General features: G+C 64.8%; 20 protein-coding genes. 11 read left to right on the forward strand and 9 right to left on the reverse strand.

All coding sequences use genetic code 11. The features are described from left to right. Positions 1-7 precede the first annotated feature (7 nt). The 3 genes from S58_RS24390 (at position 8) to S58_RS24400 (ending at position 1,756) form a co-directional block, all read left to right on the forward strand. Positions 8-325, forward strand: a complete 318-nt coding sequence (locus S58_RS24390; protein ID WP_015668050.1) for a cupredoxin domain-containing protein — start codon at positions 8-10, stop codon at positions 323-325. 97 nt (positions 326-422) lie between these two features. Further along, positions 423-977: a sigma-70 family RNA polymerase sigma factor gene (locus S58_RS24395; protein ID WP_042340901.1), complete on the forward strand. Its 555-nt coding sequence runs from the start codon at positions 423-425 to the stop codon at positions 975-977. Continuing rightward, positions 974-1,756, forward strand: a complete 783-nt coding sequence (locus S58_RS24400; protein WP_015668052.1) for an anti-sigma factor family protein — start codon at positions 974-976, stop codon at positions 1,754-1,756. The genes S58_RS24395 and S58_RS24400 overlap by 4 nt, the downstream gene beginning before the upstream one ends. 306 nt (positions 1,757-2,062) lie before the next feature. Here S58_RS24400 and hpnO read toward each other — a convergent pair whose 3' ends face one another. After that, entirely contained in the window at positions 2,063-3,454 is a 1,392-nt protein-coding gene (gene hpnO / locus S58_RS24405; RefSeq protein ID WP_015668053.1) for an aminobacteriohopanetriol synthase HpnO, read from the reverse strand. Positions 3,455-3,555: 101 nt separating this feature from the next. Here hpnO and S58_RS24410 point away from each other — a divergent pair, with 101 nt between their 5' ends. Beyond that, positions 3,556-4,173, forward strand: a complete 618-nt coding sequence (locus S58_RS24410; RefSeq protein ID WP_042340192.1) for a DUF2147 domain-containing protein — start codon at positions 3,556-3,558, stop codon at positions 4,171-4,173. A 73-nt stretch (positions 4,174-4,246) separates the two neighbouring features. On the opposite strand, the gene hpnN is transcribed toward S58_RS24410, so the two are convergent. Then, positions 4,247-6,835: a hopanoid transporter HpnN gene (gene hpnN / locus S58_RS24415; protein ID WP_015668055.1), complete on the reverse strand. Its 2,589-nt coding sequence runs from the start codon at positions 6,833-6,835 to the stop codon at positions 4,247-4,249. Positions 6,836-7,310: 475 nt separating this feature from the next. On the opposite strand from hpnN, the gene ispH reads away from it, so the two are divergent. Both ispH and hpnH read left to right on the forward strand, forming a co-directional pair. Continuing rightward, positions 7,311-8,237: a 4-hydroxy-3-methylbut-2-enyl diphosphate reductase gene (ispH, locus tag S58_RS24420; RefSeq protein WP_015668056.1), complete on the forward strand. Its 927-nt coding sequence runs from the start codon at positions 7,311-7,313 to the stop codon at positions 8,235-8,237. 34 nt (positions 8,238-8,271) lie between these two features. Beyond that, a complete protein-coding gene (gene hpnH / locus S58_RS24425) occupies positions 8,272-9,420 on the forward strand; it encodes an adenosyl-hopene transferase HpnH (protein ID WP_015668057.1) in 1,149 nt (382 codons plus the stop codon). A 263-nt stretch (positions 9,421-9,683) separates the two neighbouring features. Here the strand turns inward: hpnH and S58_RS24430 are convergent, their stop codons facing one another. The 5 genes from S58_RS24430 to S58_RS24450 all read right to left on the reverse strand — a co-directional run bounded on the left by S58_RS24430 (position 9,684) and on the right by S58_RS24450 (position 14,177). Next, positions 9,684-10,448, reverse strand: coding sequence for a phosphorylase (locus S58_RS24430; protein WP_377812042.1), 765 nt, complete (start codon positions 10,446-10,448; stop codon positions 9,684-9,686). A gap of 305 nt (positions 10,449-10,753) precedes the next feature. Beyond that, positions 10,754-12,004, reverse strand: coding sequence for a hydroxysqualene dehydroxylase HpnE (gene hpnE / locus S58_RS24435; protein WP_015668059.1), 1,251 nt, complete (start codon positions 12,002-12,004; stop codon positions 10,754-10,756). Beyond that, positions 12,004-12,843, reverse strand: a complete 840-nt coding sequence (hpnD, locus tag S58_RS24440) for a presqualene diphosphate synthase HpnD (RefSeq protein ID WP_015668060.1) — start codon at positions 12,841-12,843, stop codon at positions 12,004-12,006. The genes hpnE and hpnD overlap by 1 nt, the downstream gene beginning before the upstream one ends. Next, positions 12,840-13,718: a squalene synthase HpnC gene (gene hpnC / locus S58_RS24445; RefSeq protein WP_015668061.1), complete on the reverse strand. Its 879-nt coding sequence runs from the start codon at positions 13,716-13,718 to the stop codon at positions 12,840-12,842. The genes hpnD and hpnC overlap by 4 nt, the downstream gene beginning before the upstream one ends. A gap of 225 nt (positions 13,719-13,943) precedes the next feature. After that, entirely contained in the window at positions 13,944-14,177 is a 234-nt protein-coding gene (locus tag S58_RS24450) for a hypothetical protein (RefSeq protein ID WP_015668062.1), read from the reverse strand. Between the two features lie 483 nt (positions 14,178-14,660). Here S58_RS24450 and S58_RS24455 point away from each other — a divergent pair, with 483 nt between their 5' ends. Continuing rightward, positions 14,661-15,155, forward strand: coding sequence for a hypothetical protein (locus tag S58_RS24455; RefSeq protein ID WP_015668063.1), 495 nt, complete (start codon positions 14,661-14,663; stop codon positions 15,153-15,155). A 252-nt stretch (positions 15,156-15,407) separates the two neighbouring features. Here the strand turns inward: S58_RS24455 and S58_RS24460 are convergent, their stop codons facing one another. Together S58_RS24460 and S58_RS24465 are read right to left on the reverse strand one after the other, a co-directional pair. Beyond that, entirely contained in the window at positions 15,408-17,765 is a 2,358-nt protein-coding gene (locus tag S58_RS24460; protein ID WP_015668064.1) for an efflux RND transporter permease subunit, read from the reverse strand. A gap of 385 nt (positions 17,766-18,150) precedes the next feature. Further along, positions 18,151-19,737 (reverse strand): B12-binding domain-containing radical SAM protein, encoded by a 1,587-nt coding sequence (locus S58_RS24465; protein ID WP_015668065.1) that lies wholly within the window; start codon positions 19,735-19,737, stop codon positions 18,151-18,153. Positions 19,738-20,353: 616 nt separating this feature from the next. Between S58_RS24465 and S58_RS24470 the strand changes: the two genes are divergently transcribed. The 4 genes from S58_RS24470 to S58_RS24485 all read left to right on the forward strand — a co-directional run bounded on the left by S58_RS24470 (position 20,354) and on the right by S58_RS24485 (position 24,218). Then, positions 20,354-22,084 (forward strand): methyl-accepting chemotaxis protein, encoded by a 1,731-nt coding sequence (locus tag S58_RS24470; RefSeq protein ID WP_015668066.1) that lies wholly within the window; start codon positions 20,354-20,356, stop codon positions 22,082-22,084. Positions 22,085-22,199: 115 nt separating this feature from the next. Further along, entirely contained in the window at positions 22,200-22,820 is a 621-nt protein-coding gene (gene folE, locus S58_RS24475) for a GTP cyclohydrolase I FolE (RefSeq protein ID WP_015668067.1), read from the forward strand. 205 nt (positions 22,821-23,025) lie between these two features. After that, positions 23,026-23,571: a sigma-70 family RNA polymerase sigma factor gene (locus tag S58_RS24480; RefSeq protein ID WP_015668068.1), complete on the forward strand. Its 546-nt coding sequence runs from the start codon at positions 23,026-23,028 to the stop codon at positions 23,569-23,571. Further along, a complete protein-coding gene (locus S58_RS24485) occupies positions 23,568-24,218 on the forward strand; it encodes a ChrR family anti-sigma-E factor (RefSeq protein ID WP_015668069.1) in 651 nt (216 codons plus the stop codon). Before S58_RS24480 ends, S58_RS24485 begins: the two co-directional genes overlap by 4 nt. Positions 24,219-24,291: the final 73 nt, after the last annotated feature.

Here is a 24,291-nt window from a genome sequence, read left to right on the forward strand (position 1 = left end):
ACACGCGATGATCCAGTCTGTTCTTCGCGGCGCCGGCCTGGTCGCCGTGCTGCTTCTCGGCGCCACGCCGCTGCGTGCAGAGACCATCAAGGTCACCATCGACAACTTCACCTTCACCCCGGCCCAAGTGACGGTGAAGGTCGGGGACACCGTGACCTGGACCAATCACGACGATATCCCGCATACGGTGGTCTCCGCCGGAAAATACCGATCGAAAGCGCTCGACACCGACGACAGCTTCTCCTTCACGTTCGCAGCCGCCGGAGATTACAAATATTTCTGCTCGCTGCATCCGCACATGACGGGGGTGGTCAAGGTTGAGTAGCATCTCGAACCAGGGCATGAGCATCGTCGCATGGACCGGTCGGCGGCGCGCCGACGGCCGGTCCGTGCGACCGCGAACCGAGCCGGAGACCCCACCGGTGACAACGACGAGCGACGATCCCGACAAGGCGCGACGTTTCCGCGACGCGGCGCTGCCCTATCTCGACGACGTTTACACGTTGGCGCGCTATCTGCTGCGCAACCCAGCCGATGCCGAGGATGCCGTGCAGGAATGCTATTTGCGCGCGCTGAAGCATTTCGACACCTACCGCGGCCCTGCGATGAAGCCATGGCTGTTCGCGATCCTGCGCAATGTCTGTCACGCCGAATTCGCGCGCCGTGCCGGCGCGCCGGTCAAGGCGCTCGACGATGCGCCGGAGACAGCCGAGCAGCAGCCGCTCTGGCAGGAGAGCGCGGAGACACCGGAAGGCGCCGTGTTGCGCGAGCGTGATGCGTCGGCGATCCGGCGAATGATCGACGCGCTGGCCGAGCCGTTTCGCCAGACCTTCGTGCTGCGCGAGATCAACAATCTGTCCTACCGCGAGATCGCGGAGGCCGCGGGCGTACCGGTCGGCACCGTGATGTCGCGCCTCGCCCGCGCCCGCGCGATGCTGCGCACCGCCTGGCTCGCGCAGGAGGAGCCACAGCCATGACTTGCGATGAAGCCGAGATCCTGATCCATGCGCTGGCCGACGGCGAGCTCGATGCCGGCCACGCTCTGGAGGTCGAAGCCCATGTTGCTGCCTGCCCGCGCTGCGCCGCGGAGCTTGCCGCCATCAGGCAGATGAAGCAGATGCTCGCAAGCACCGACCTCAGCTACAAGGCGCCCTCCGCCTTGCGCCAACGCATCGAGGCCGCATTGCCGGCGGCTGAGCCGGCTGTCGTGACGCCGCTCCCCGTCCGGCCGAGCCGCCGCTCGCTGCTGAAGGGCTTTGCGATGGGCTCGGCCGTGTCGGCGCTGGCTGCCACCGGCCTCGTCGCGATCGTGCTGCGCAATGACGACCAGCAGCGGATCGAGGCCGAGATCGTCTCGGCGCATCTGCGCTCGCTGCAGGCCGGCCACCTGACCGACGTCATCTCGACCGACCAGCACACCGTCAAGCCCTGGTTCAACGGCCGGCTCGACGTCGCGCCACCGGTGATAGACCTCACCGCTCAGGGATTCACCCTGATCGGCGGACGGCTCGACTATGTCGACGCCCGCCCGATCGGCGCGGTGGTCTATCGCCGCCGCCAGCACGTCATCAATCTGTTCGTGGCGCAGACCGCAGGGCTCGAGCGGCGCGCAGCGCGGATGGACACCATCCAGGGCTTCAACATCCGCAGTTGGCGCGACCGCGGCCTCAGCTATTGGGCGATCAGCGATATCGGCGCCGACGAGCTCCAGGAGTTCGGCGAGCGGTTCGAGCTGGCGATCAGCACGAGCAGCTGAGACGAGCTTTCGAGTAGCTTGTACCTGCGTTATGTGAACATTGGAGACGAATCGCGATGCAAGTGAGTGCGCCCTCTCCCCTTGCGAGAGGGCATCTCCGGCCCATCCACGCATGGAGGTTGGGTGAGGGGTATCTCTCCGCGAGCGGCGCACGAGGAGAGATACCCCTCACCCAACCGCGTTTGCCGCCCTCTCCTACATGCCCTCTCCCGCAAGGGGCGAGGGCGCTGTAATGCACAGCGCGGAGCTGAGCGACTTCGTTCTAAGCGACGCGAGCTTTGCGCCTTTGCCCACCCTGCACGCTCATCACGCCGATTTGCGGATCGCGTTGTCGACCAGGGTCTTGCCCAGCGACCAGATCGCGCCGGGCACCTTGTGGCTCTGGGCGATCACGTCGTCGAAGGCGCGCTCGATCCAGGCGCAGTCCTCTTCCGTGATGGTGAGGGGTGGAAGGAGCTTGATCGTGTGCAGGCCGTGGCCCGCGACCTGGGTCAGAACTTTGTGATCCTTGAACAGCGGGACCGTGATCAGCTGGCAGAACAGGCCCTTGTTGGCGCTTTCGAGCACGTTCCACGACGCCTTGAGGCGGAGTGATTTCGGCGGACCGAACTCGATGCCGATCATCAGGCCCTTGCCGCGCACTTCCTTGAGCAGCTCATAACCTGGCACCATCCGCGTCAGCGCCAGGCGCAGCTCGGCGCCGCGCTTGGCGGCGGCCTCGACCAGCTTCTCGGTCTTCATCACCTCGAGCGTCGCGATGCCCGCAGCCATCGCAAGGTCGTTCTTGGCGAAGGTCGAGCCGTGCACGACAGCGCGGTCCATGCGGTTGAAGATCTTGTCGAAGATCTGCTTGCGCGTGAGCAGCGCGCCGACCGGCACATGGCCGCCCGACAGTGCCTTCGAGAGCAGCACCATGTCGGGCTCGACGTTCCAGTGTTCCACGGCGAGGAACCGCCCGGTGCGGCCCATGCCGGTCTGGATCTCGTCGGCGATGAACAACGAGCCGTATTTCTTGCACAGCGCAGCGGCGCCGGGCAGGAACTCGTCGGAGGGCATGTTCACGCCCTTGCCCTGGATCGGTTCGACGATGAAGGCCGCGATCTCGCGCGAGGACAGCGCCTGCTCGAGGGCGGCGAGGTCGTTGAACGGAACGGCGGTGCAGCCCGGCAGCAGCGGCTCGAAGCCGGTGCGGAAGTTCGAATCTTCCGTCAGAGACAGCGCGCCGTAGGTGAGGCCGTGATAGGAGTGCCCGCAATAGACGATGCCCGGCCGGCCGGTCGCGCCGCGCGCGAATTTGATCGCGGCCTCGACGGTCTCGGCGCCGGAATTGGCGAAGAACACCTTGTCCAGATACGGGACATATTCCAGCAGCCGCTCGGCGAGAATGCCCGCCAGGGTCGAGACGTCGAGCTGCACGAGATTCGGAAGATCGCTATCGAGGACGCTCTTCAGAGCGTCCCGCAAGGTGGGATGATTGCGACCGATTGCAAAGACGCCAAAACCACTCAGCAGGTCGAGATAGCGGGCTCCATCGCGATCGTAGAGATATTGCCCTTGCCCCTTCTGGAACCCAACATCATATCCAATCGTCTTTAGAACGCGGACAAGCTGCTCGTTCAGATGCCGAGAGTGCATCGTGCTGCGCTGCGCTTGGCGCTCCACAAACATCTCGGAAACGTCTAGATTGGGTTTTAGCATCGGCTACATACTTCGGTTGATGGACGTGACGTCAACTGAAAACGCGCAATGCGGCGTTTTGCCCTCATTCGCACCATCAAAGCAAGCACGGGTTTCTGCCAATGTTGCATCGCCTTAGATATCTCATGTCGACAACGATAACATACTCTGCAGTGTTGTTCGCAGCAGGAATTTCTTCTGCTGTGGCCGCCGACCCGACCGGCGACTGGCGGGTGGCCGACGGTGTGGCCAATATCCGAGTCGCACAATGCAATGGCAGCATGTGGGGCGTGGTGGCCTGGGAAAAGACCCCGGGCGGGCGGGACAGCAACAACCCCGATCCGGCCCGGCAGAGCCGGCCGACGCTCGGCATGCCGATCCTGATCGACATGAAGAAGAAGGCCGGCGCCGAGGCGTGGGAGGGCCAAGTCTACAATGCCAAGGACGGCCAGCTCTACAGCTCGACCATCACCCCGACCGATCCCGATCACCTGGAAATCAAGGGCTGTGTGCTCGGCTTCCTGTGCGGGGGCGAAACCTGGACGCGGGTCGCCCCGCCGATCCCGTCGAGCCCCGTGAACAGCATGGCCAAAGGTACACAGAGACCAATCGCGCCGGCCCCCGCCCAGGCTCCGAAGGCCACGACCGGCGCGGTGGCGATGGCCGCCAAGCCGGGCCAGAAGCCCGCCGATCAGGTCGGCGACATCTGCCTGCTCCCGGACATTGCGCGGGCCCGCTGACAGCCTTCCACCCATCAATAAAAAAAGGCGGCCGAGTGCATCGGCCGCTTTTTTCTTTTCGGCCGCCTGCAGCCTATTCGTGGACCTCGCGCGGCTTGCCCATCAGGGCCGGCTGGAACAGCAGCACGGCGGCGAGCGTCGTGACCAGCGACAGCGCCAGCAGCTTGCCCATGCTGGAGGTGCCGGGGTGGCTCGACAGCCACAGGCTGCCGAACGCGGTCGCAGTGGTCAGCGCGCTGAAGAAGATCGCCCGGGTCAGGCTGGTCTGCAGCAGATTGGTGCGGCCGCCGCGCCACGCCACCACGTAGTAGATCTTGAATGCCACACCGATGCCGAGCAATAGCGGCAGCGCGACGATGTTGGCGAAATTCAGCGGCAGCTTGATCAACACGCAGATCTCGAGCGTGACGGCACCGGCCACCAGCAGCGGCACCAGCGTCATCAGCACGTCGGAGAACCGCTTCAAGGTGACCCACAGCAGCAGGCTGATCACGACCAGCGAATAGATGCCGGCGTGAATGAACGCCTTCACGATCGTGTCACCCGACTTCAGGATCGAGACCGGGCCGCCGATCGCGTTGGGCTCGGCCGTCAGCACCGCATTGGCGAACCGCCGGAGATTGTCGTTGTCGTTCGGATCGCCCTTGGGCTGCGCCTCGACACGAATCAGCCCGTCCTTGCTCTTCCACTGCGACACCAGTTCGGGCGGCAGATTGGCCAAGGTGACCGGCTGCGCCTGCAGCGTGGCGCTGAGCTGCGCCAGCGTGATCTTCCACGGCTCGACGAACACCGCCTGCGCCTTGTTGCGCACCGCCTCGCTGGCGCCTGCGAGCTTGGCGAGCGCATCCGCCAGGCGCCGTGACGCCACTGCGCCGGGGCCGTTGCCCTCACCCGCCGTGCGGCGGAGATTGTCGACGGTCGAGTTCAGCGCATCGACATTCTCCTTGTCGCTTGGCGCCGCATCGACCTGATCCGGATTGAGCGCAGGCCCGAGCACCTTGGCGCCCTGCGCGATCAGCTTCAGCTTGGCCGGCTGGTCCTCGGGCACGAAGCTGTCGAGCGACATCACGCGCGCCACTTCGGGCAGCTTCTCCAGCTTGGCCTCGATCGCCTTGGCCTCGGTCTCCGAACGGGTCAGCACGTCGATGGCATTGGCGCCCGTGTTCGGATCCTTTCGCAAGTCGAGATAGGTCGCGATCGATTCGGCGTGCGGATTGCGCAGGTTCATCGGGTTGAAGTCGAACTTCATGTAATAGAGCAGCGGCAGGCCGGCGATGACCAGGCCGAGCGTGCCGACGATGATCGGCACGCGGTGCTTCTCCAGAAACTCGTCGACCGGCGCCAGGAAGGCGTAGCCGACCGGCTCCTTCTCGCCGGGCGGGTTGAGGATCTTCAGCAGTGCCGGCAGCACCGTGATCGAGGACAGGAAGGCGATGATCATGCCGGCGCCGGCGATGGCGCCGAGCTCGGAGATGCCCTTGTAGTCGGTCGGCAGGAAGCACAGGAAACCGGCAGCGGTTGCCATCGCCGCGAGCGACAGCGGCACCGCCGAGCGCCGCGCGGCCTCGGCGAGCGCCTCGGGCAGGTCGTCGTTCTTGAACCGCTCGGACCGGTAGCGGACGCTGAACTGGATGCCGAAATCGACGCCGAGGCCGATGAACAGCACGGCGAACGCGACTGACAGCAAATTGAGCGAGCCGACCATCATCAGGCCGACCGCCGTGGTGAGGGCGAGGCCGATGAACAGGTTGATGAATACGGCCGAGATGATCTTGGCCGAATGCAGCGCCAGCCACAGGATGACGAGCACGACGACGACGGTGCCGATGCCATTCGTCACGGCGCCTTCCTGGACGGTGGCGTATTCCTCGTTGGCGATCGGCACCGGTCCGGTCAGCCTGACACGCGCATGAAACTTGTTCGGGAAATCGAGCTCGGCGGCGGCCTGCCGGATCGCATCGGTCGCGGCCTTGCCGGGCTCGAGCGCCTCGTAGTCGAGGATCGGCTTGAACTGGATGAAGGCGCGCTTGTCGCTGTCGGCGAGCGGCTTGTCGGAGATCAGCTGGCGCCAGGAGAAGGTCGCGTCGCCCTTGTCGAGCACGGTCTCGACGGTCTGCGAGATGTAGTCGAACGGTCGCGCGGCGCTGTCGAGCTTGACCTGGCCGCGCTTGACGCCGGCCAAGCCTGTCTCCAGCGCGCCGGTCAGGCCGCGGATCGAGGGGTCGCCGGCCATGATCTCGATCAGGGGGGCGGCCGCGGCGAACTGATCGGTGAGCTGCTTGACCTCGTCGGTCGGCAGAAACAAGAGGCCGTTCCGGGCGAAGAACTCGCCGCCGCCCAGCATCTCGACCGAGGAGAAGTTCGTGGTGTCGCCCTTGAGCTTGCTGGCGAGCGCATCGGCCGCCACGCCCGTCATCTCCGGCGTCGCCGCCTCGACCACCGCCAGGATCATCCGATCGCGATCGAACGCCTGCTCGTACTGCTGGTCGCGCTTGCGCCAATCGAGCTCCGGCGAGATGAGCTTGTTGATGTCGGTATTGATGGCGAAATGGCGCGCCGTGTAGACGCCTGCGCCCACCGACAAGAGGAGGCCAGCAATCAATGTCGGCCACGCAAACCGGGTGCAGGCCTTGACGATCGAGACGACAAACGTTGTCAGCACTTCTCAACTTTCTAATGTTCAAAGAGCTGGGCGGAAACGTCCGCTTCATGGCGGAGTTCCCTGGCCAGCGCCAAGCTCGGAGCAAGCCCCAATGGCGGGTAGTGCCCAGCCATGGAGACGAGGATGGTCCCTGGACGGCGGATCAGGTCGAACGATGCACGGAACCGTCGGGGCGGCTGATATAGCGGCTGTTCTCGGCGGTAAAGTGACGAACGAGTGAGAGCATAAGTAACTCAGTAAACTCGCTTAATTTGTAAGTATTTTAATACCTTCCGAAGTTTACGCACTGTGTGCCGCCGGTCACATGCGAGACGTTTGCAGACCGGCTTTCCTCTTGGCTCCATTTTTGACACAAAGCCTGCGCTTCCATCGTGATCAGCGCGCAAATGGGGCATTCGCTTGGTGCGGATATTGCAGCCCCATCGCACGCACGGAGGTGACGGGTCGAAAGCGAGGCAACGTGGCTGGACGTCCAATGCAGGTGTATCTCGCGCAACCGCGCGGTTTTTGTGCTGGAGTCGTACGCGCGATCGAGATCGTCGAGCGCGCGCTGGAGAAGCATGGGCCGCCCGTCTATGTGCGTCATGAGATCGTGCACAACAAATACGTGGTCGAGAGCCTGAAGGCCAAGGGGGCGGTCTTCGTCGAAGACCTCTCGGAGGTGCCGCCGCGGGCCGTGACCGTGTTCAGCGCCCATGGCGTGGCACGGACGGTCGAGGACGAGGCAGCCGCCCGCGGCCTTCCGGTGCTCAATGCCACCTGCCCGCTGGTCACCAAGGTCCACAACCAGGGCAAGCGTTATATGTCCAGAGGCCGTACTCTGGTATTGATCGGGCATTCTGGCCATCCCGAGGTCGAGGGAACCATGGGCCAGGTTCCTGGACCGGTGCATCTGGTCCAGAACGTGACCGATGTGGCCGCCCTGCCCCTGCCGCTGGATACCCCGATGGCCTATATTACCCAGACCACCCTCAGCGTGGACGACACCAAGGACATCATTTCCGCCCTCGAAGCCCGCTTTACAGACCTTCAAGGTCCCGATATCCGGGATATCTGCTATGCGACACAAAACCGGCAATCTGCGGTAAGGGACTTAGGCAAGCTGGTGGACGTCATCCTGGTGGTAGGCGCCGCCAACAGCTCCAACTCGAACAGATTGCGCGAGATCGGCACCGAGGCCGGGGTCGCGAGCTATCTGATCGCCGATGGCAGCGAACTTGATCCGGTTTGGCTGAAGGACGCCAAGGCCGTCGGCATCACTGCCGGCGCCTCGGCTCCCGAAGTCCTCGTCGACGACGTGATACAGGCCCTGCGGCGCATCGGACCGGTCGAGGTCGCGGTGGTCCCGGGTCGGGAAGAAAACATCGAATTCCGCCTGCCGGCCGAGCTGGTCGCGGGCTGATCACACCTCGTTTGGTCCAGAAAGAAGAGACGTAATGGCAATCCCCTTCCATAAGGAACTGCGTATCGGGGCCTATCTGATGAAGCAGAAGCTTCTCGGCCGCAAACGCTATCCGCTCGTGCTGATGCTGGAGCCGCTGTTTCGCTGCAACCTGGCCTGCGCCGGCTGCGGAAAGATCGACTATCCCGACGCGATCCTCAACCGCCGCATGTCGGCGCAGGAGTGCTGGGACGCCGCCGACGAATGCGGTGCGCCGATGGTGGCGATCCCCGGCGGCGAGCCGCTGATCCACAAGGAGATCGGCGAGATCGTGCGCGGCCTGGTGGCGCGCAAGAAGTTCGTCTCGCTCTGCACCAACGCGCTGCTGCTCGAGAAGAAGCTCGATCTGTTCGAGCCCTCGCCCTATTTGTTCTTCTCGGTGCATCTCGACGGCCTGCGCGAGCACCATGACCACGCGGTGTCGCAGAAGGGCGTGTTCGACCGCGCCGTGTCCGCGATCAAGGCGGCCAAGGCCCGCGGCTTCACCGTCAACGTCAACGCGACCATCTTCGACAATCATCCGGCCGAGGAGATCGCGAAATTCCTGGACTTCACCACCGAGCTCGGCGTCGGCGTCACCATGTCGCCCGGCTATGCCTATGAGCGCGCCCCGGACCAGGCGCACTTCCTGAACCGCACCAAGACCAAGCAGCTGTTCCGCGACGTCTTTGCGCTCGGCAAGGGCAAGAAGTGGAATTTCATGCATTCCGGCCTGTTCCTCGACTTCCTGGCCGGCAATCAGGAGTTCGAGTGCACGCCCTGGGGCATGCCCGCGCGCAACATCTTCGGCTGGCAGAAGCCGTGCTATCTGCTCGGCGAAGGCTACACCAAGACCTTCAAGGAGCTGATGGAAACCACCGAGTGGGACTCCTACGGCACCGGCAAGTACGAGAAGTGCGCCGACTGCATGGCGCATTGCGGCTACGAGGCCACCGCGGCCAACGCGGCGCTGACCAACCCGATCAAGGCGATGTTCGTGTCGCTGCGCGGCATCAAGACCGAGGGCCCGATGGCGCCGGAGATCGACCTCTCCAAGCAGCGTCCGGCACAGTACGTGTTCTCGTCCGAGGTGCAGAAGCGCCTGTCCGACATCCGCAAGGACGAGGCGGTGGAGGCGCAGCAGAAGGCGTCCACGGCGGCCTGATCCGCAGCCACGTCGACAGACAGTAAAAAGGCCGCCGAGCAATCGGCGGCTTTTTTCGTTGGGGTCATATCCGGGAGCACAGCGGGTTCAGGCGTCCACGCCTCGGCGCAAAGCTCTCTCCACGCGTCATTGCGAGCGCAGCGAAGCAATCCAGAGTCCCGCACACCACCCTGGATTGCTTCGCTGCGCTCGCAATGACGGAGCAGGCTGAATGAGCGGAGAAATCTCGTCTCCAAAATAGGAGAGCGCTCGCGAGTCGGGCTTCACGCCTCGGCGGCGGCCAGCGTTTCCGTCTCGAGGAAATGCTCGGCAGCCAGCAGGCCGCTCAGCAACAGGTCGCGGGCGCCGCGCAGCGAGCGTAGAGCGCGGTTGAACTCGATGCCGGTCGACACCAGGCCGCGCAGCACGGCCGGGTTGCGGGCGACGCCGCGCAGGATCATCGGCAGATCGATGTCGCCATTCGGCTTGATCGCGTCCTTGGCCAGCGACGGCAAGGTGCGATGGGCGGGATCGGAGATCACGCGCAGCGCGGCGAAGGGAAGCCCGTATTCGGCGGCATAGGCGGCTGCGATGTGGCTCTCCATGTCGACAGCGGCGGCGCCGGTCTTCATGCGCAGCGCGGCCTTGCGGGCCTGCGCCACCACCACCTCTTCGGCGCCTGCGAGCACACCGCGCACGACGCGGTTCTTCTTCAGGGCGGCGCGGGCGATCTGCTCCTCGCGCAGCGACAGTCCGGACAGCCAGCGTGCATCGCCCGCCGTCACCTCGGTGGCGACGACGATGTCGCCGGCCTTCAGGCTCGGATCGAGACCACCCGCCACGCCGAAGCTGACGACGCCGCGGATCGAGGTCGGATCGAACACGGTGAGCAGCGAGCGCAATTGCTTGGGATCGCTCGAGCTGCAGATGACCATCATGCCGGGCCCGGCGGCAATGCGGGCCTCCTGCACCAGTCCCGTCACGACCAAGACCGGCCGCGGATCAATCGGGCGATCCGCGGACGTATCGTCCCCCATCCCCAACTTCACAATCCGACCCCTGACACCTTATCCGACATCGCTTGCCGACGTCGCTTCGTCTCTTGTTCAAAAGCCTCGACCGCGGCGGCGCCAGAACGGAAAGACCTTAACAAACCGAGGATTACGCAGAAAAAATCCGCGAGGAAACCCCGTTTGCGCCGCACTGCACCCGCACACGATGCGTTTTTTGCCCGGTGTTGCCATTTGGTCCCGCCGACTGCCGTTCCAACTCGGAACAGAGTCCGCGCGGCCACACCGCTCACGGAACTTTAAGCAAAAACTACGCCACGAAAATGTGAGACTCGTGTCGCTGATCAGCCCCGCCCGAGCAGCAGCTCCGCAGCACGGTCGCCGGAGCGCACCGAGCCCTCGATGGTCGCCGGCAGGCCGGTGTCGGTCCAATCCCCGGCCAGGGCCAGATTGCCGAAGGCCGTCTTGGTGCCCGGCCGCAGCGCGTTCTGTTCCGGAGTGGCCTCGAAGGTGGCACGGCGCTCGCGCACGATCTGCCACGGGGGCAGCTCGGCCGAAATGCCCGCGGCCTTGCAGACGTCGGCCCAGATCGCACTGGCCAGCTCCTCGCGCGGCATGTCGACCAGGCGATCGCCGTTGCTGATGGTCACCGAGAGCCGCTCTGGGAAGGCGAACAGCCATTCGACCAGGCCCCCGACCACGCCGAGCAGCGCCGGCGCGTCCTTCGGCGGCGTGATGCGGAAATGAGCATTGACGATGGCGCGGTAATTGGTCGGCCCCGTCAGGCCCGGCAGCAGGGCCATCGCGGGCCGTGGCGGCACCGCCAGCACGACGACGTCGGACGGCCCGAGTGCGACGGTCTCGTCACCCCCGAAGCGCAGCCCCGTCACCCGGCCACCGGCCTGGTCGAGGCCGCGAAGCTCGCGGCCGATCCGGACGCTGCCACCCTTCCCTTCCAGGAATTTCACCGCCGGATCGATCAGCACGCCCGACAACCCATCACGCGCGATCAGGGGGCGGCAGGCCTGGCCGCCGGCCAACAGCGTCTCGCGGACGATGGCGCCAGCGAGCCCCGCCGAGCCTTCCGGCGGATCGCAATTCAGCGCCGCCAGCAGCAGCGGCTGCACCAGGCGATCATACAGCGTGCCCTTGCAGGCAATGGTGGCGCCGATCGTCTTCGACGTGCTCGCCCAGATCAGCGGCGACAGCGCGAGATAGTCGCTCAGGCTCGTATCGGGCACGCGGCGGCTCTCGTCGAACACCCACAGCGGCAGCCGGCCATTGCCGAGATCGAGCAGCCAGCGCTGCCCGGTCCGGATGTCGACGAAGGCGAATTGCGCGTCCTTCGGCCCGACCAGACCCGCCTCGGAGCCGATCGTGCGGGCATAGGACAGCACGTGGTGATTGGCCGAGAGCAGCAAATGGTTGCCGTTGTCGATCACCAGATCGGTCGCGGCGTCGTAATAGGAGCGGCAGCGGCCGCCGAGCTGCTGCGTCGCCTCGTGGACATGGACAATGTAGCCCGCATTGGCGAGCCGCACGCCGGCGGAAAGGCCGGACACGCCGGCGCCGATGATGTGAGCGGTCTTGGTCATCAGATGAGAGCGTAACGGAGGATGATGCCGATTTTCGTGAGCTTGCTCACACGCACCGGCTCGCGCGGCAGCGCGAAGCCACGCTCGAGCAGCAGATCGAACACGGCGCGGTAGTATTTCGACATGATCCGCGGCGCGCGAACGGCACGCCGGCGATTGCGCCGCATGATCTCGTCGGCCTTCTCGAAATGCGTCTTCGCCCTGACCGCAACGGAGTTGCAGACCTTGGGCAGCGCGCGCTCCTGCATCACCTTGACGGGATCGTCGCCGGTGATGCCGGCGAACAGCAGCGCCTCGCGCGGCAGATAGAGCCGGCCGATGCCGGCATCCTCGTCGATGTCGCGCAGGATGTTTGTGAGCTGCAGCGCTCGGCCGAGATGGTGGGCGAGCAGGATGCCATCCTCCTCGGGCATGCCGAAGATGCGCACCGAGAGACGGCCGACGGCGCTCGCCACCCGGTCACAATAGAGGTCGAGGGTGGCCAGATCAGGCGCGCGGATCTCCTGCGGCACGTCCATCTCCATGCCATCGATGATGGCCAGGAAATCCTCCCGCTTCAGCCCGAACGCCTTCACCGACGCCACGTAGTCGTGCAGGCGCGGTGGCGGATTGCCGCGATAGAGCGCGTCGATGTCGTCGCGCCATTTCTGCAGCGCCGCCAGCCGTTCGGGCCGCGGCCCGTCGGAATCGGCGATGTCGTCGACCTCGCGGCAGAAGCTGTAGACCTGGAACATCGCATCGCGCTGGGCGCGCGGCAGGATGCGCATGGCGGCATAGAACGAGCTGCCGGAGGCCGCCGTGCCGTGATCGACGTTGTCTGCGGTCGCCTCGAGGGTCATGCGCCGGCTGCCGATTTGGTGACGGGATGACGTCCGGCCACACGGCGGATGATCTCGCCCATCACAGAGGTAAAGGTGAGGCCAAGCATGCCGGTCGGCGAAAGATGGACCCGCTCGCTGAGGGGATCGCGCACCTTGAGCAACGCCACGATCCGATCGGCGAAGCCCTGGATCACCGCGATCTCCAGCCCGAAGCGGAAATCCTTGACGCCGCTGTTGAGGTCCCTGCCCTCCTCGAGCAGGGCCGCATTGCGCACCGCGAGCTTCTGCAGGCAGGACAGCAACTGCGGCGGCGCCTTGGCTTGGCCGAGCATCTCGACGGTGGCGCCAGCTTCCGCCAGCGCGTCGCGCGGCAGATAGACGCGGTTGAGCGCCTTGTAGTCCTTGCCGCAATCCTGGAGGTGGTTGTTGATCTGCAGCCCGGCGCAGATGGCATCCGACGCGGGCCAGGTCGAGGTGGACTCGCCGTGCACGTCGAGCATGAAGCGTCCGACCGGCATTGCCGAATAGCGGCAGTAGTGAATGACCTCGTCCCAATTCTCGTAGCGCAGCTTGGTCACGTCCATGCGGAAGGCGACCAGCAGATCGAGCGCATGACGCGGCGGCATGCCGCGTTCCGCGAGTGCCCGGCGCAGGCTGACGGCGACGTCCTGGGTCTCGCCCGTTCCGGTCAATTCGGCCTCGAGCAGATCGAGCAGCCGCAGCTTCTCTTCACCCGGCAGTTCCGGATGATCGGCGATGTCGTCGGCGGTGCGGACGAAATTGTAGAAGGCGAGGATCAGGGCCCGATGCTCGGGACGGATGATCCACGAGGCCACCGGAAAGTTCTCGTCCCGGTGTGTCTTGCCGGATCGCAAATCGCTCGCGGTGGTCATGACGAAACAGCTATCAGGTTGAAAGGGCGCTACCGAAAACAATGCCCGCCGCTTCGCTCATGCGAACGGATTGCTGGCCTCCATATAGGCGAAGATCCAGCCAAAACCAATGCAATCGATATCGGAGCAGCCAATGCGCCCGGGCCGCCGTCCGCGCCTGAAGGGCGGGCCAGCGGCCGTTAACCAAGACGGGTCCGAAAACAACCCGTGACGAGCGGCAACCGCTTACTGGTTGTGGGTCTTCAGCACCTGATCACAGGCCGGGCTGATCTTGGGGCGGTTCTCCTTGAGGCACGCCAGGATGGTGAAGTCACCCTGATCGATGACGGCACGGCAGAACTTCTGAACGTCGCGCGTGCAAGCCGCCTGCTCCTCGGCGGTCCCACGCGCGCCTTGCGCGAAGGCACCGGTGGAAGCCGTCAGCGACAGCAGGGAAAGTGCCAGGAAAATCTTACGCATCGTGTTCCTTCATTTTGACAGCAGAGGAGACCTCCCGGGGTCGCCGATGCTGCCCGGGAAACACCTGTTTGGTTTGGCAAGGACCGCAAGCCCCCCAGCGCCGGAGGTACGCTGCCAAATGCGGCCAAATTTACGCCCTATGCTCCCAAGCGCATCAAGCTTGGGCATCACAGCTTTGGCATAAACAAGGCTTTGATACTAGGGCATTATTTTCGGAACACGTTTTTCGCATTTGGCTGTTGCAAGCATGCCGCGGCCACCGTTAGATGCAGCGCCGCCGGAGCTGCCGACTTGCAGCGGTTTTGCGACGAAGGACGCTGGTCTGATCCATCGCACGTGCCGGCAGACATGATGACATCACGACATCCGGTCGCAGCGCCCGACCGGCCGTCATTTGAACCTAACCTTAGGCGAGAACACCAAAGTGTTCGAAGCGGCGTTATACGCCGGCACAACGGTGTCATTTTGGATGGGAAACTCGATATGAAACTGTTCGGCTCACCTTTCTCCGGCCGTGTCGTCAAGGCCGCCGGCCTCGGAGCAGCTTTGTTCATGGCGGCGACGGCAGTTCAGGCTCAGTCGGGCCCGTTCGCCGGCTTCGACGGCTCGTGGTCGGGCAACGGCACCGTCGCTCTGTCCGACGGCACCACCGAGCGCATCCGCTGCAAGGCCAGCTACAAGGTGGCCGGCGCCACTCTGAAGCAGAGTCTGCAATGCGCCAGCGACAGCTACAAGTTCCTCCTCTCCAGCGACGTCGTCAGCCAGGGCGACCGCATCTCCGGCAATTGGAGCGAATCGAGCCGCAACGTGAACGGCGAGCTGCAGGGCACCGCCGGCAACGGCCAGATCGACGTGTTCGTGCAGGCCGCCGGCTTCGCCGCCAGCATCACCTTACGGACCAGCGGCAACAAGCAGGTCGTGCAGATCTCGTCGAAGGGCGAGATCCGCGGCGTCAACATCACGATGTCGAAGACCTGAACTGATCTATCAGCTTCTGAATAAGCAAGCGGCCCTGACCATGTCAGGGCCGCTTTGTTTGCGGTGCCTCCAGGGCATTCTGGTCCCAGATTCCATCACCGCTGTCATCGCCCGGCTTGACCGGGCGATCCAGTATTCCAGAGGCGGTCGTGATAGAATCGACAGGCCGCGGCGTACTGGATCGCCCGGTCAAGCCGGGCGATGACAGCTGTGTGCTGGGCTTAGACCAAGCGACTCACCCTACACCGGACCTCACACCGGCTTGCGCTTCAGCTTCTGCGACAGGTTGATCAGGAACATCGCGGTCGGGCGGAGGATGAAGAGATCGGCGAACAGCGCCGCCACCATCGAGAAGGCGCTGAGCCAGCCGAACAGCCGCAGCGACGGCAGGTCCGAGAACACGGTGACGACGAGGCCGCAGGCCAGCACCACCGTGGTCAGGATCAGCGCAGGTCCGACCAGCACCGTGGCCCGCTCCACGGCGATCGCCGCACTGACGCCGGGGGCGCTCTCCATCCGCAGCCGGTTGAGGAAGTGGATGGTAGCGGACAGGCCGAGGCCGAAGGAGACCGTGAGCGCGACCACGCTGGCGAATTGCAGCCCCTCCCCCATAGCCCACAGCACGGTGCCGGACATCACGACGGGGAAGATGCCGGGCAGGATGCAGGCGAGCATGACCACCCAGGAGCGGAACGCCAAGCCAATGAACATCGCCACCAGCGCGAACTCGATGGTCAGCCCGTGGTTGAGCTTTTCGATCATGCCGGCGGAGTTGCGCGCAGCGATGGCGGCCAGACCGGTGACGGCGACTTCATAGCCGGGATGCTTCTTTCTCACCGCATCGAGCTCGCGATCGAGCTTGTCGACCACCGGCAGCAGCTGGCTGGAATCGAGGTCGGGCACACGGCCGGCGACCACCACCGCATCCTGCTCCTTGTCGATGAAGCGGCGCACGAGGTGCTCGGGGATCAGGCTGACATATTCCTGCAGGGTCGCGGTATCGGATGAGCCCGCCTTCTCGGCGAGCCAGCGCCGGAGCGTCTCGACCGACCAGACATTGCCGACACCCGCGGTCTTTTCGACCGTGGCGTGGACGTCGGCGATCGTCTGCAGCGTCTCCGGCGCATAGAGCGAGGCGCCCTTCGGAAACTGGATGAGCACGTTGACCGGGTTGGCGCCGGTCAACTTGGCATCGAGCCGGTTGCTCGCCGCAACCGCCTGTTGCTTGTCCGGCACCTGGTCGGCAAGGCGATAGCGCGGCTCCAGGGTCGAATACACCACCGCGAGCGAGCCGACGAACACCACCGCGATCAGGCTGAACAGGCCGGGGCGGCCGACCATGCGCACCGCAATCCAGTAGCAGAAATTACGCAGCGCCTGGACGCCGGCATCGGCCCCCTGGAACTTGACCGCGAACGTCTTCTCATTGCGCACCAGCAGCACGCCGAACACCGGCACCAGCGACAGCACCGCGATCAGCGCGATGACGGTGGCGGCGAGCCCCGCCTCGCCGAACTTGCGGATCAGGTCGCTGTCGGAGAACTGCAGGGCGATGAAGGAAATGCCGGCGGTGGCGTGGGTCAGCACGCAGGCAGGGCCCACGACCAGCACGGCGTTCTTGAACGCCGTCACCTTGTCCTGCCCCGCAATCAGCCGGTCACGCGCGGCGAAGGTGAGCTGCATCGAGTCCGAGAAGCTGATGACCATGATGAGCGGCGTCATCACGTTCAGGAACATGTTGAGATTGAAATTGGCCCAGCCGAGCGCGCCGAGCGCAAGCAGGATCGCGATCAGCGGCGGAAACGCCGCCGCGATCATGAAGGAGACCTTGCGGAAGAAGATGATGGCGATGATGCAGCCGGCGAGAATGCCGAGCACGTTGTAGGTCAGTCCGTCACGCTCCACCGCATTGCGGATTTCGAGCTGCATGACGGGCACGCCGGACAATTGGACGTTGAGGCCGGTGTCGGCGAGGTCGTCGGTCATCAGCTTTCTGATCTCGCCGATCACCTTGCCGAGGTCGTTCGACGCGACCACCTTGGGCTCGAGCGAGAGCACGACCAGCGCCAACGTGCCATCCTCGGACAGCAGCTTGCCGCGAATGATCTCGTTGGACTTCACCGTCTCGATGAACTTGTCGTAGGCCTCGCCCTCGGGCAGATCCGACGGAAACAGCGCCGCCGGCAGCTTGCCGGGCGCCGGCGCCTGGCGGGCCGAGAACAGCGACACCAGGCCGCGCGTGCCCTCGACCAGCTGCAGGTCGGTGACGAAGTCGCGGAGCTTCTCGAGGTTCTGCCGGGCGAGCAGCGTCTTGCCCTCGACCACGACGAGCACGTCGAATTCCTCGGCCGGAAACTTCTTCGTGACCTCCTCGTACTGATGGAATTCCTTGCTGTCGGAGCGGAACAGCTGGCTGAGCGAGTCATCGATCTGGATGCGCTTGATGCCGAAGACGGCGGCAACGATCAGGAGGACCAGGACGACGCAGGAGAGGATCGGCACCTTGACGGCGAGCAGGCCGAGGCGTTCGATACCGAAGGCGATGCTGTCGGCCGGCCGGTGCTCGACCTTCTCGACATGGACTTCGTTGTCGTGCCTGACTTCCAGCATGCGGTGTCCAGTGGTTAGGGCGCGGCCCCATTCGGGAGGCTCGAGCGCATAGGGCAGAATTAAGGCCGCTCAACGAAGCAGAAATGACGGGATTGTGGCCCGCAGCCGGAGCTAATCCTTGAAAACACGTGAAAATTCGTCCGGCCGAGGTCTAGCAGGGTTCACTCCCCGGCCGCAACCGTGCCAGGCCACACAACACGGCGAGCGAGCTCCGCTTGGGATCACGCCACGATTCTGGCACGCTTGAAAAGGCTCGCGCGGCCCAAGCCACAGCGCGGCGGCACGGATACCTGACGGACTCAACGACCGGTATGATGCGGCTCTCCGCCTGCACCGCTGCCAGGCCTCGCAGCCTGCAAGCCGCAGGTCGAAACCGAGGCCGCCCTCATCCGGCGGGAACGGCGGCCTCGCGCAGCCGGATCGAGTAGTTCGACGCGTTCTGATGACCGCGCGAGGCCGCGCGCGCGAACATGATCAGATGGTGGGCGATCATCGTCACCGCGATGAAGTTCTCGATCTCGCCCCGCCTGAGCTGGCCCCAGGCGAAGCGCCAGAACGGACGCTTGTAGTCGCCGAGGACGCCGACCTTCCAGATGATCTTGCCCATCATGACGAGGCCGCGCCGGATGTTGGGCCAGCTCTTCATCTCGTCGCTGACCGGCACCTTGATCCGTTTGGAGTAGGTATGGTCGCATTGATGCTGATAGCGTTCATAGAGCCGCTCGGGCTCATAGGCCACGGCCATGCAGCGCCGCCACGCGGACACCACCTCGTCATAGGGCATCAGGAAATTGACGTTCGAATCGCGGCTGTCGTCGTGAATCAGCCTGCCCTCGCGCTCGAGGCGATCCCACAGCGGCGTCTTCGGCAGCGCCTGCAGCAGATTGATCGTGAGCAGCGGAATCCGGCTCTCGTCGACGAATTGCAGCAGCGCGTCCGCGGTCTGCGGCGTGTCGGTGTCCAGTCCCATGATGATGCCGGAGACGACCTCCATGCCGTAGCTGTTGATGGTCCTGATCCCCTCAAGGATCGGCACCATCATGTTGTGGTCCTTCTGCATCGCGGTCAGCGCGTCGGGATCGGGCGTCTCGATGCCGCAGAAGATCGTGATGAAATAGGCCTCCCGCATCTTCTCCAGGATCTCGGGACGCTTGGCGATGTTGAGCGTGGCCTCGCAGGCCAGCCGCATCACGTAGCCGGTCCGCTTCTGCCATTCGATCAGATGCGGCAGTAGATCCATGGCAGCCTTGCGGTTGCCGATGAAATTGTCGTCGACGAAATACACCGAGCCGGTGACGCCGCATTCCCTGAGCTTGTCGAGCTCGGCGATGATCTGCTGCGGCGTCTTGATCCGGGGATTGCGACCATACAGGCCGGGGATGTCGCAGAATTCGCACTGATAGGGACAGCCGCTGGAATACTGGATACTACCGAGGAAATATTTCCTCACCTCCGCGAGCTCATAGGCCGGGACCGGGAAATCGGTCATTGCCACGCGCTCCTTGGTCTGGAGCACCACCTGCTGCGCGGGCCGTGACGGGTCGCGCGCCAGTCGCGCGATCAGGTCATCCGTCGCATCGCCGAGCTCGCCGACGTGGAGATAGTCGAAGCTTGGATAATAATCGGGACAGGCGCTGACCGACGGGCCGCCGAGCGCGACCGGCAGGTCGAACGCATGCGCCCGCTGGCAGATGTCGTTCATCTGCTGGCGCTGGATGTGCATGCCGCTGACGAACACGACCTCGGCCCAGGCAAAATCGTCGGCTGACGCAGGATGAATGTTCTCGTCGATGAACCGCACCTGCCAGGAGCGCGGCAGATAGGCCGCGATCAGCAGCAGTCCCTGCGGCGGCATGAAGGCCTGAATGCCGTCGGTCAGCGGATAGGCGTATTCGAAGGTTCCGAACGACGAGGTGTAGCGCGGAAACACGCAGAGAATGCGACGTACCGTCTCGATGCCCTCGAACCTCATCGACTGCCCTCGCGATCACTTGTACCCCGGAAACACCATAGGGCGATGAGCTCGACTGCGCCACCCCTTCCGGAAAAGTTGAGCCGCATGCGGCGTCCGCAAATCCTGCAGCAAGCGCCCCGCCATTTCATGCGCAAGGATGTGGGCTGCCATGCCGGACTTGCCCGCTTTGTGCAGCATGACGGCCGCAGCGCGCGGCGCAGAAGCTACCAAGTCCACACGACGAAAATCATCTCGGCAGTCCGAAGTTCCGATCAGGTCGCGCCTCGGACAGACCGCCGCACTCGCTCGGGCCGCGCCGATGCCGACGACGTTCTGCGTCCGTGACAGCGACAGGCGAACGCGGTGCGAAGCGCGCCGGGACGGACCTGTTTGCAATGCATTTGCAAGGGAGCAGGCGCCGGCCGACGGTTCTCGACATCCGTAGTCAAGCGGATATCGCAGCGCCTTATCCCCGCATCCAAGCCGCAGCTAATCGATTGAAAAACAACGCAAAGTACGCAGGGGTTGTATCGTACTGACGGTGTCCACTTAACGCTTTCTCCATGAAGCTTTTGCATAACTATTAACAATCCAGCATCTCTGCCTTGCAGCCCAACCGGCGGTAATCCACCTCATGACCTCACGTCAGACGTCGACGGCGACCCGCCATTCCATCGCGGCCAAGCTCTACGCGATCTTCGCGCTGTTCGCGCTGCTGACCGCCGCGATCACCTGGCTGTCGGACTACAACTCGCGGCGCGCGGCCGAGCTCACCAAGGCGATCGAGACGGCGAACCTCGCAGCGCTCAACGTGCAGCTGGTCAACGGCCTGGTCTACGCGGTCGTGATGGAGTCCCGCGGCGTCTACATGTCGACCGAACCGGCGGTCGTGAAGCGCTATGGCGAGGGGCTGCTCAAGTTCAATGCCGAGATCCTCAAGGTCGTCGACAAGTGGCAGGCGATCGTGCAGGCCGACGACGCCCAGCAGTTCGCGACCTTCAAGAAGCGCATCGAGCAGTTCGTCGATTTCCGCAAGGAGCTGGTCCGCCGCGCCAACGAGATCAGCCCGGCGGCGGGGCGTGAATGGGGCGACAACGACGCCAACCGGTCGGTCCGCTCGGCCCTCAACAAGGATCTCGACGAGCTCTCGAAGGTCTATCTCGAGCGTGGCCGCAAGATCGGTGAGGACACCGAAATCAACCGGAAGCTCTCGCTGGTCCTGACCGGCCTCGGCGGCGTGATGTTGCTGCTGGTCGTCGCCGGTGTCGTCATCATCGCCCGCTCGGTTGCGCGCCCGCTGTCGCAGATCACGGAGACGATCCGCAAGGTTGCGACCGGCACCGAGAACGTCGAGGTGCCGCATGCCGGACGGGCCGACGAAATCGGCGAGCTCGCGCGCGCCATCGGCGTGTTCCAGCAGGCCATGGCCCACAACCGCGATCTCAATGCCCAGGTCTCGCAGGACTCGAAGATCCGCGAGGCCCGCGCGCGTCATATCGAGACCGCTGTCGAGGAGTTTCGCACCGCCATCGGCGGCGTGATGCGGACGGTCACCGAGAACGCCGCAGCGATGCGTACCACCGCCGAGACGATCACACGGCTGACGGGGAACGCCAACGAACGCGCCGTGACCGCCGCCGGCGCCACGTCGCAGGCTTCGACCAACGTCTCGGCCGTCGCGAGCGCGGCCGAGGAGCTTTCGACGTCCGTGGAGGAGATCGGCCGCCAGATCCGGCAATCCGCCGGCGCGGTCGAGCAGACCGGCCAGCGCACCGTGAAATCGATCACCGAGATCGAGGGCCTCGCCGCCGCCACGCAGCGCATCGACGGCGTGCTGACCCTGATCCAGACCATTGCCGAGCAGACCAACCTGCTGGCGCTGAACGCCACCATCGAAGCGGCGCGGGCCGGCGATGCCGGCCGCGGCTTTGCCGTCGTCGCCCACGAGGTCAAGGCGCTGGCCGGCCAGACCGCCAAGGCGACCGAGGAGATCAGCCAGAACGTCGGCCTGATCCAGGCCTCGACCAAGACGGCGGTCGATGCCGTGCGCGAGATCGGCGACGCCGTGCGCGGCATCAACGAGATCACCTCCAACATCTCCAACGCCATCCAGCAGCAGGATCAGGCCACCCGCGAGATCTCGGTCAACGCCCAGTCGACGGCCCAGGGCAACCAGACGCTGGTCATGAACATCGGCTCGCTGCGCGACGCGATCGGCGAGACCTCGACGGCCGCGGCCTCGGTGCTGTCGGCCTCAGGCGACCTCAACGCGACAGCGCAGACGCTCGCCCACGAGGTCGAAAAGTTCTTCCAGAACCTGCGCTCCGGCCCATCGGCCGAGACGCAGCTGCGCAAGGCGAGCTGAGCGCCGACGGCCGGCGGCCAGCATGGGCCCCGACGGCGGACGGTGTTCGTGCAAAACACCGCCACGGTGATCCAGGACACGTCGGGTTCCGTTTCCTGGCTTTCGGAGAGCCCCCGTGCGCGAGACAGCCAAGACACTGCCGTTTGCCTGTGACCCGGTCCGTGTCACCCAGGACGACGTCGAGGACGCCATCCGCACCATCCTGACCTGGATCGGCGAGGACCCGTCGCGCGAGGGCCTCTCGGAGACGCCGGCCCGCGTCGCCCGCGCCTACAAGAGCTACTTCGCCGGCTACGCGCAGAACCCTGAAGATTATCTGCGCAAGACGTTCGAGGAGACCGCCGGCTATGACGAGATGGTGCTGCTGCGCAACATCCCGTTCCAGAGCCATTGCGAGCATCACATGGCGCCGATCATCGGCCGCGCCTGGGTCGGCTACGTGCCGCGCAGCCGGGTCGTCGGCATCTCCAAGCTCGCCCGGGTCGTCGAGGCCTATGCCAGCCGGCTGCAGATCCAGGAGCGGATGACGGCCGAGATCGCCAACATCATCGACGAGGTGCTGCAGCCGCAGGGCGTGGCGGTGGTGATCAAGGCGGCGCATCACTGCATCAGCTCCCGGGGCGTCAAGAAGCACGGGGTCGACCTCACCACCAGCCGGATGCTCGGCTGCTTTCGCACCGATCCGATGAGCCGGCAGGAGTTCCTGGCAATGGTGAATGCCGACCTCAAGGATTGACGGCAACGAAAAATCGCCGCCCGATGTGATCCAGCCGGTCATCGCCAGCGTTCCCCAATATCGAACAGGCGTGCCGGGGACCATGACCACGCGATTGAGAGCGGCTAGATTAGCGCCATGGAACGTGGCATCTTCCCGGCATCAATTTGCACGGGCATCCGGTGGCCGTGCCAGGATGAATGTGAGCAGAGGGCCGAAGGCAACTGTGGATTGGGCGGAATTGATCGGACGCGTTGCCATCAGCGGCGACCGTGAGGCGTTCAAGGCCCTGTTCGCGCATTTCGCGCCCCGCATCAAAGGCTTCCTGATCAAGACCGGCTGCAATGCCGACGAGGCCGAGGAAATCGCGCAATCCACCATGGTGGCGGTGTGGACCAAGGCCGGCCAGTTCGACCCGTCGACGGCGGGAGCGGCCGCCTGGATCTTCACCATTGCGCGCAACCAGCGGATCGACGTCGCGCGCAAGGCCTCCCGCGAGGGCCGGCTGAGCCAGGCGGTGGGTGTCGACGACGAGGCCGATCCGACGCTCGCCGCCGACCAGATCGTGTCGCGTGTCGAGGATGCCACACGGGTCGCGGCTGCGATCGAAAGATTGTCGGTGGAGCAATCCACCGTGATCCGCCTGTCGTTCATCGAGGAACGACCCCATTCGGAAATCGCGGCCGTGCTCGGACTGCCGCTTGGTACGGTGAAATCACGAATCAGGCTGGCGATGAACCGCCTGAGAGATCTTTTGGACGACGCGACATGACGATCAGCCATCACCCGCCGGAAGACCTGCTGGCCGACTATGCCACCGGTGCGCTCGACGAGGCCGAGCAGCTCGTCGTCGGCGTCCACGTCGCCGACTGCGCGCGGTGCCGCCGCTTCGTGCGCACCATCGAGAAGCTCGCCGGCGCATCGCTCGATGCCGCCGAGCCGGTCGCGATGGGAGCGGACGCGTTCGACGCCGTGATGGCGCGCATCGACCGCAGGCCGCAGGCCGCGCCGCGCGTGAGCGAGGTCGCCGCGCACGATCCGGAGCTTGCCGGCCTGCCGGAGATGGTCAAGCGCTGCAAGATCGGCAAGCGCCGCCGCGTCGCGCCGGGCATCAGCATGCGTCCGATCCTGCTCTCCGGCAACGGCAAGTCGCGCGCCTTCCTGCTGCGCTCCGAGCCGGGCGCGCGCATGCTGGAGCACTCGCATTCCGGCAACGAGCTGACCTGCGTGCTCAAGGGCAGCTTCAGCCATCTCGGCGGCTATTACGGCCCCGGCGACTTCGACTATGGCGACGACGAGGTCGATCACCGCCCGGTGGTCGGCGATGAAGGCCCCTGCCTGTGTCTCGTGGCCATGACCGGCGATCTGCGCATGCACGGCCTGCTCGGCCGCATCATCAGCCCGTTCGTCCGGCTCTGAACGTCCTCCATCCGACGTTGCGCAAGGCCGCGGGTGATCCGTATCGCAACGCGGCTCGTTTCCGTTCAAGAAG

This window comes from Bradyrhizobium oligotrophicum S58 (genome assembly GCF_000344805.1).
Lineage (GTDB): Bacteria > Pseudomonadota > Alphaproteobacteria > Rhizobiales > Xanthobacteraceae > Bradyrhizobium > Bradyrhizobium oligotrophicum.

Bases quoted from the DNA above. Each gene is read 5' to 3' on its own strand.
- S58_RS24390 (WP_015668050.1), top strand. From the start codon at position 8: ATGATCCAGTCTGTTCTTCGCGGCGCCGGCCTGGTCGCCGTGCTGCTT.
- S58_RS24400 (WP_015668052.1), top strand. From the start codon at position 974: ATGACTTGCGATGAAGCCGAGATCCTGATCCATGCGCTGGCCGACGGC.
- hpnO (WP_015668053.1), bottom strand. From the start codon at position 3,454: ATGCTAAAACCCAATCTAGACGTTTCCGAGATGTTTGTGGAGCGCCAA.
- S58_RS24410 (WP_042340192.1), top strand. From the start codon at position 3,556: ATGTTGCATCGCCTTAGATATCTCATGTCGACAACGATAACATACTCT.
- ispH (WP_015668056.1), top strand. From the start codon at position 7,311: ATGCAGGTGTATCTCGCGCAACCGCGCGGTTTTTGTGCTGGAGTCGTA.
- hpnH (WP_015668057.1), top strand. From the start codon at position 8,272: ATGGCAATCCCCTTCCATAAGGAACTGCGTATCGGGGCCTATCTGATG.
- hpnE (WP_015668059.1), bottom strand. From the start codon at position 12,004: ATGACCAAGACCGCTCACATCATCGGCGCCGGCGTGTCCGGCCTTTCC.
- hpnD (WP_015668060.1), bottom strand. From the start codon at position 12,843: ATGACCCTCGAGGCGACCGCAGACAACGTCGATCACGGCACGGCGGCC.
- hpnC (WP_015668061.1), bottom strand. From the start codon at position 13,718: ATGACCACCGCGAGCGATTTGCGATCCGGCAAGACACACCGGGACGAG.
- S58_RS24450 (WP_015668062.1), bottom strand. From the start codon at position 14,177: ATGCGTAAGATTTTCCTGGCACTTTCCCTGCTGTCGCTGACGGCTTCC.
- S58_RS24455 (WP_015668063.1), top strand. From the start codon at position 14,661: ATGAAACTGTTCGGCTCACCTTTCTCCGGCCGTGTCGTCAAGGCCGCC.
- S58_RS24460 (WP_015668064.1), bottom strand. From the start codon at position 17,765: ATGCTGGAAGTCAGGCACGACAACGAAGTCCATGTCGAGAAGGTCGAG.
- S58_RS24465 (WP_015668065.1), bottom strand. From the start codon at position 19,737: ATGAGGTTCGAGGGCATCGAGACGGTACGTCGCATTCTCTGCGTGTTT.
- S58_RS24470 (WP_015668066.1), top strand. From the start codon at position 20,354: ATGACCTCACGTCAGACGTCGACGGCGACCCGCCATTCCATCGCGGCC.
- S58_RS24485 (WP_015668069.1), top strand. From the start codon at position 23,568: ATGACGATCAGCCATCACCCGCCGGAAGACCTGCTGGCCGACTATGCC.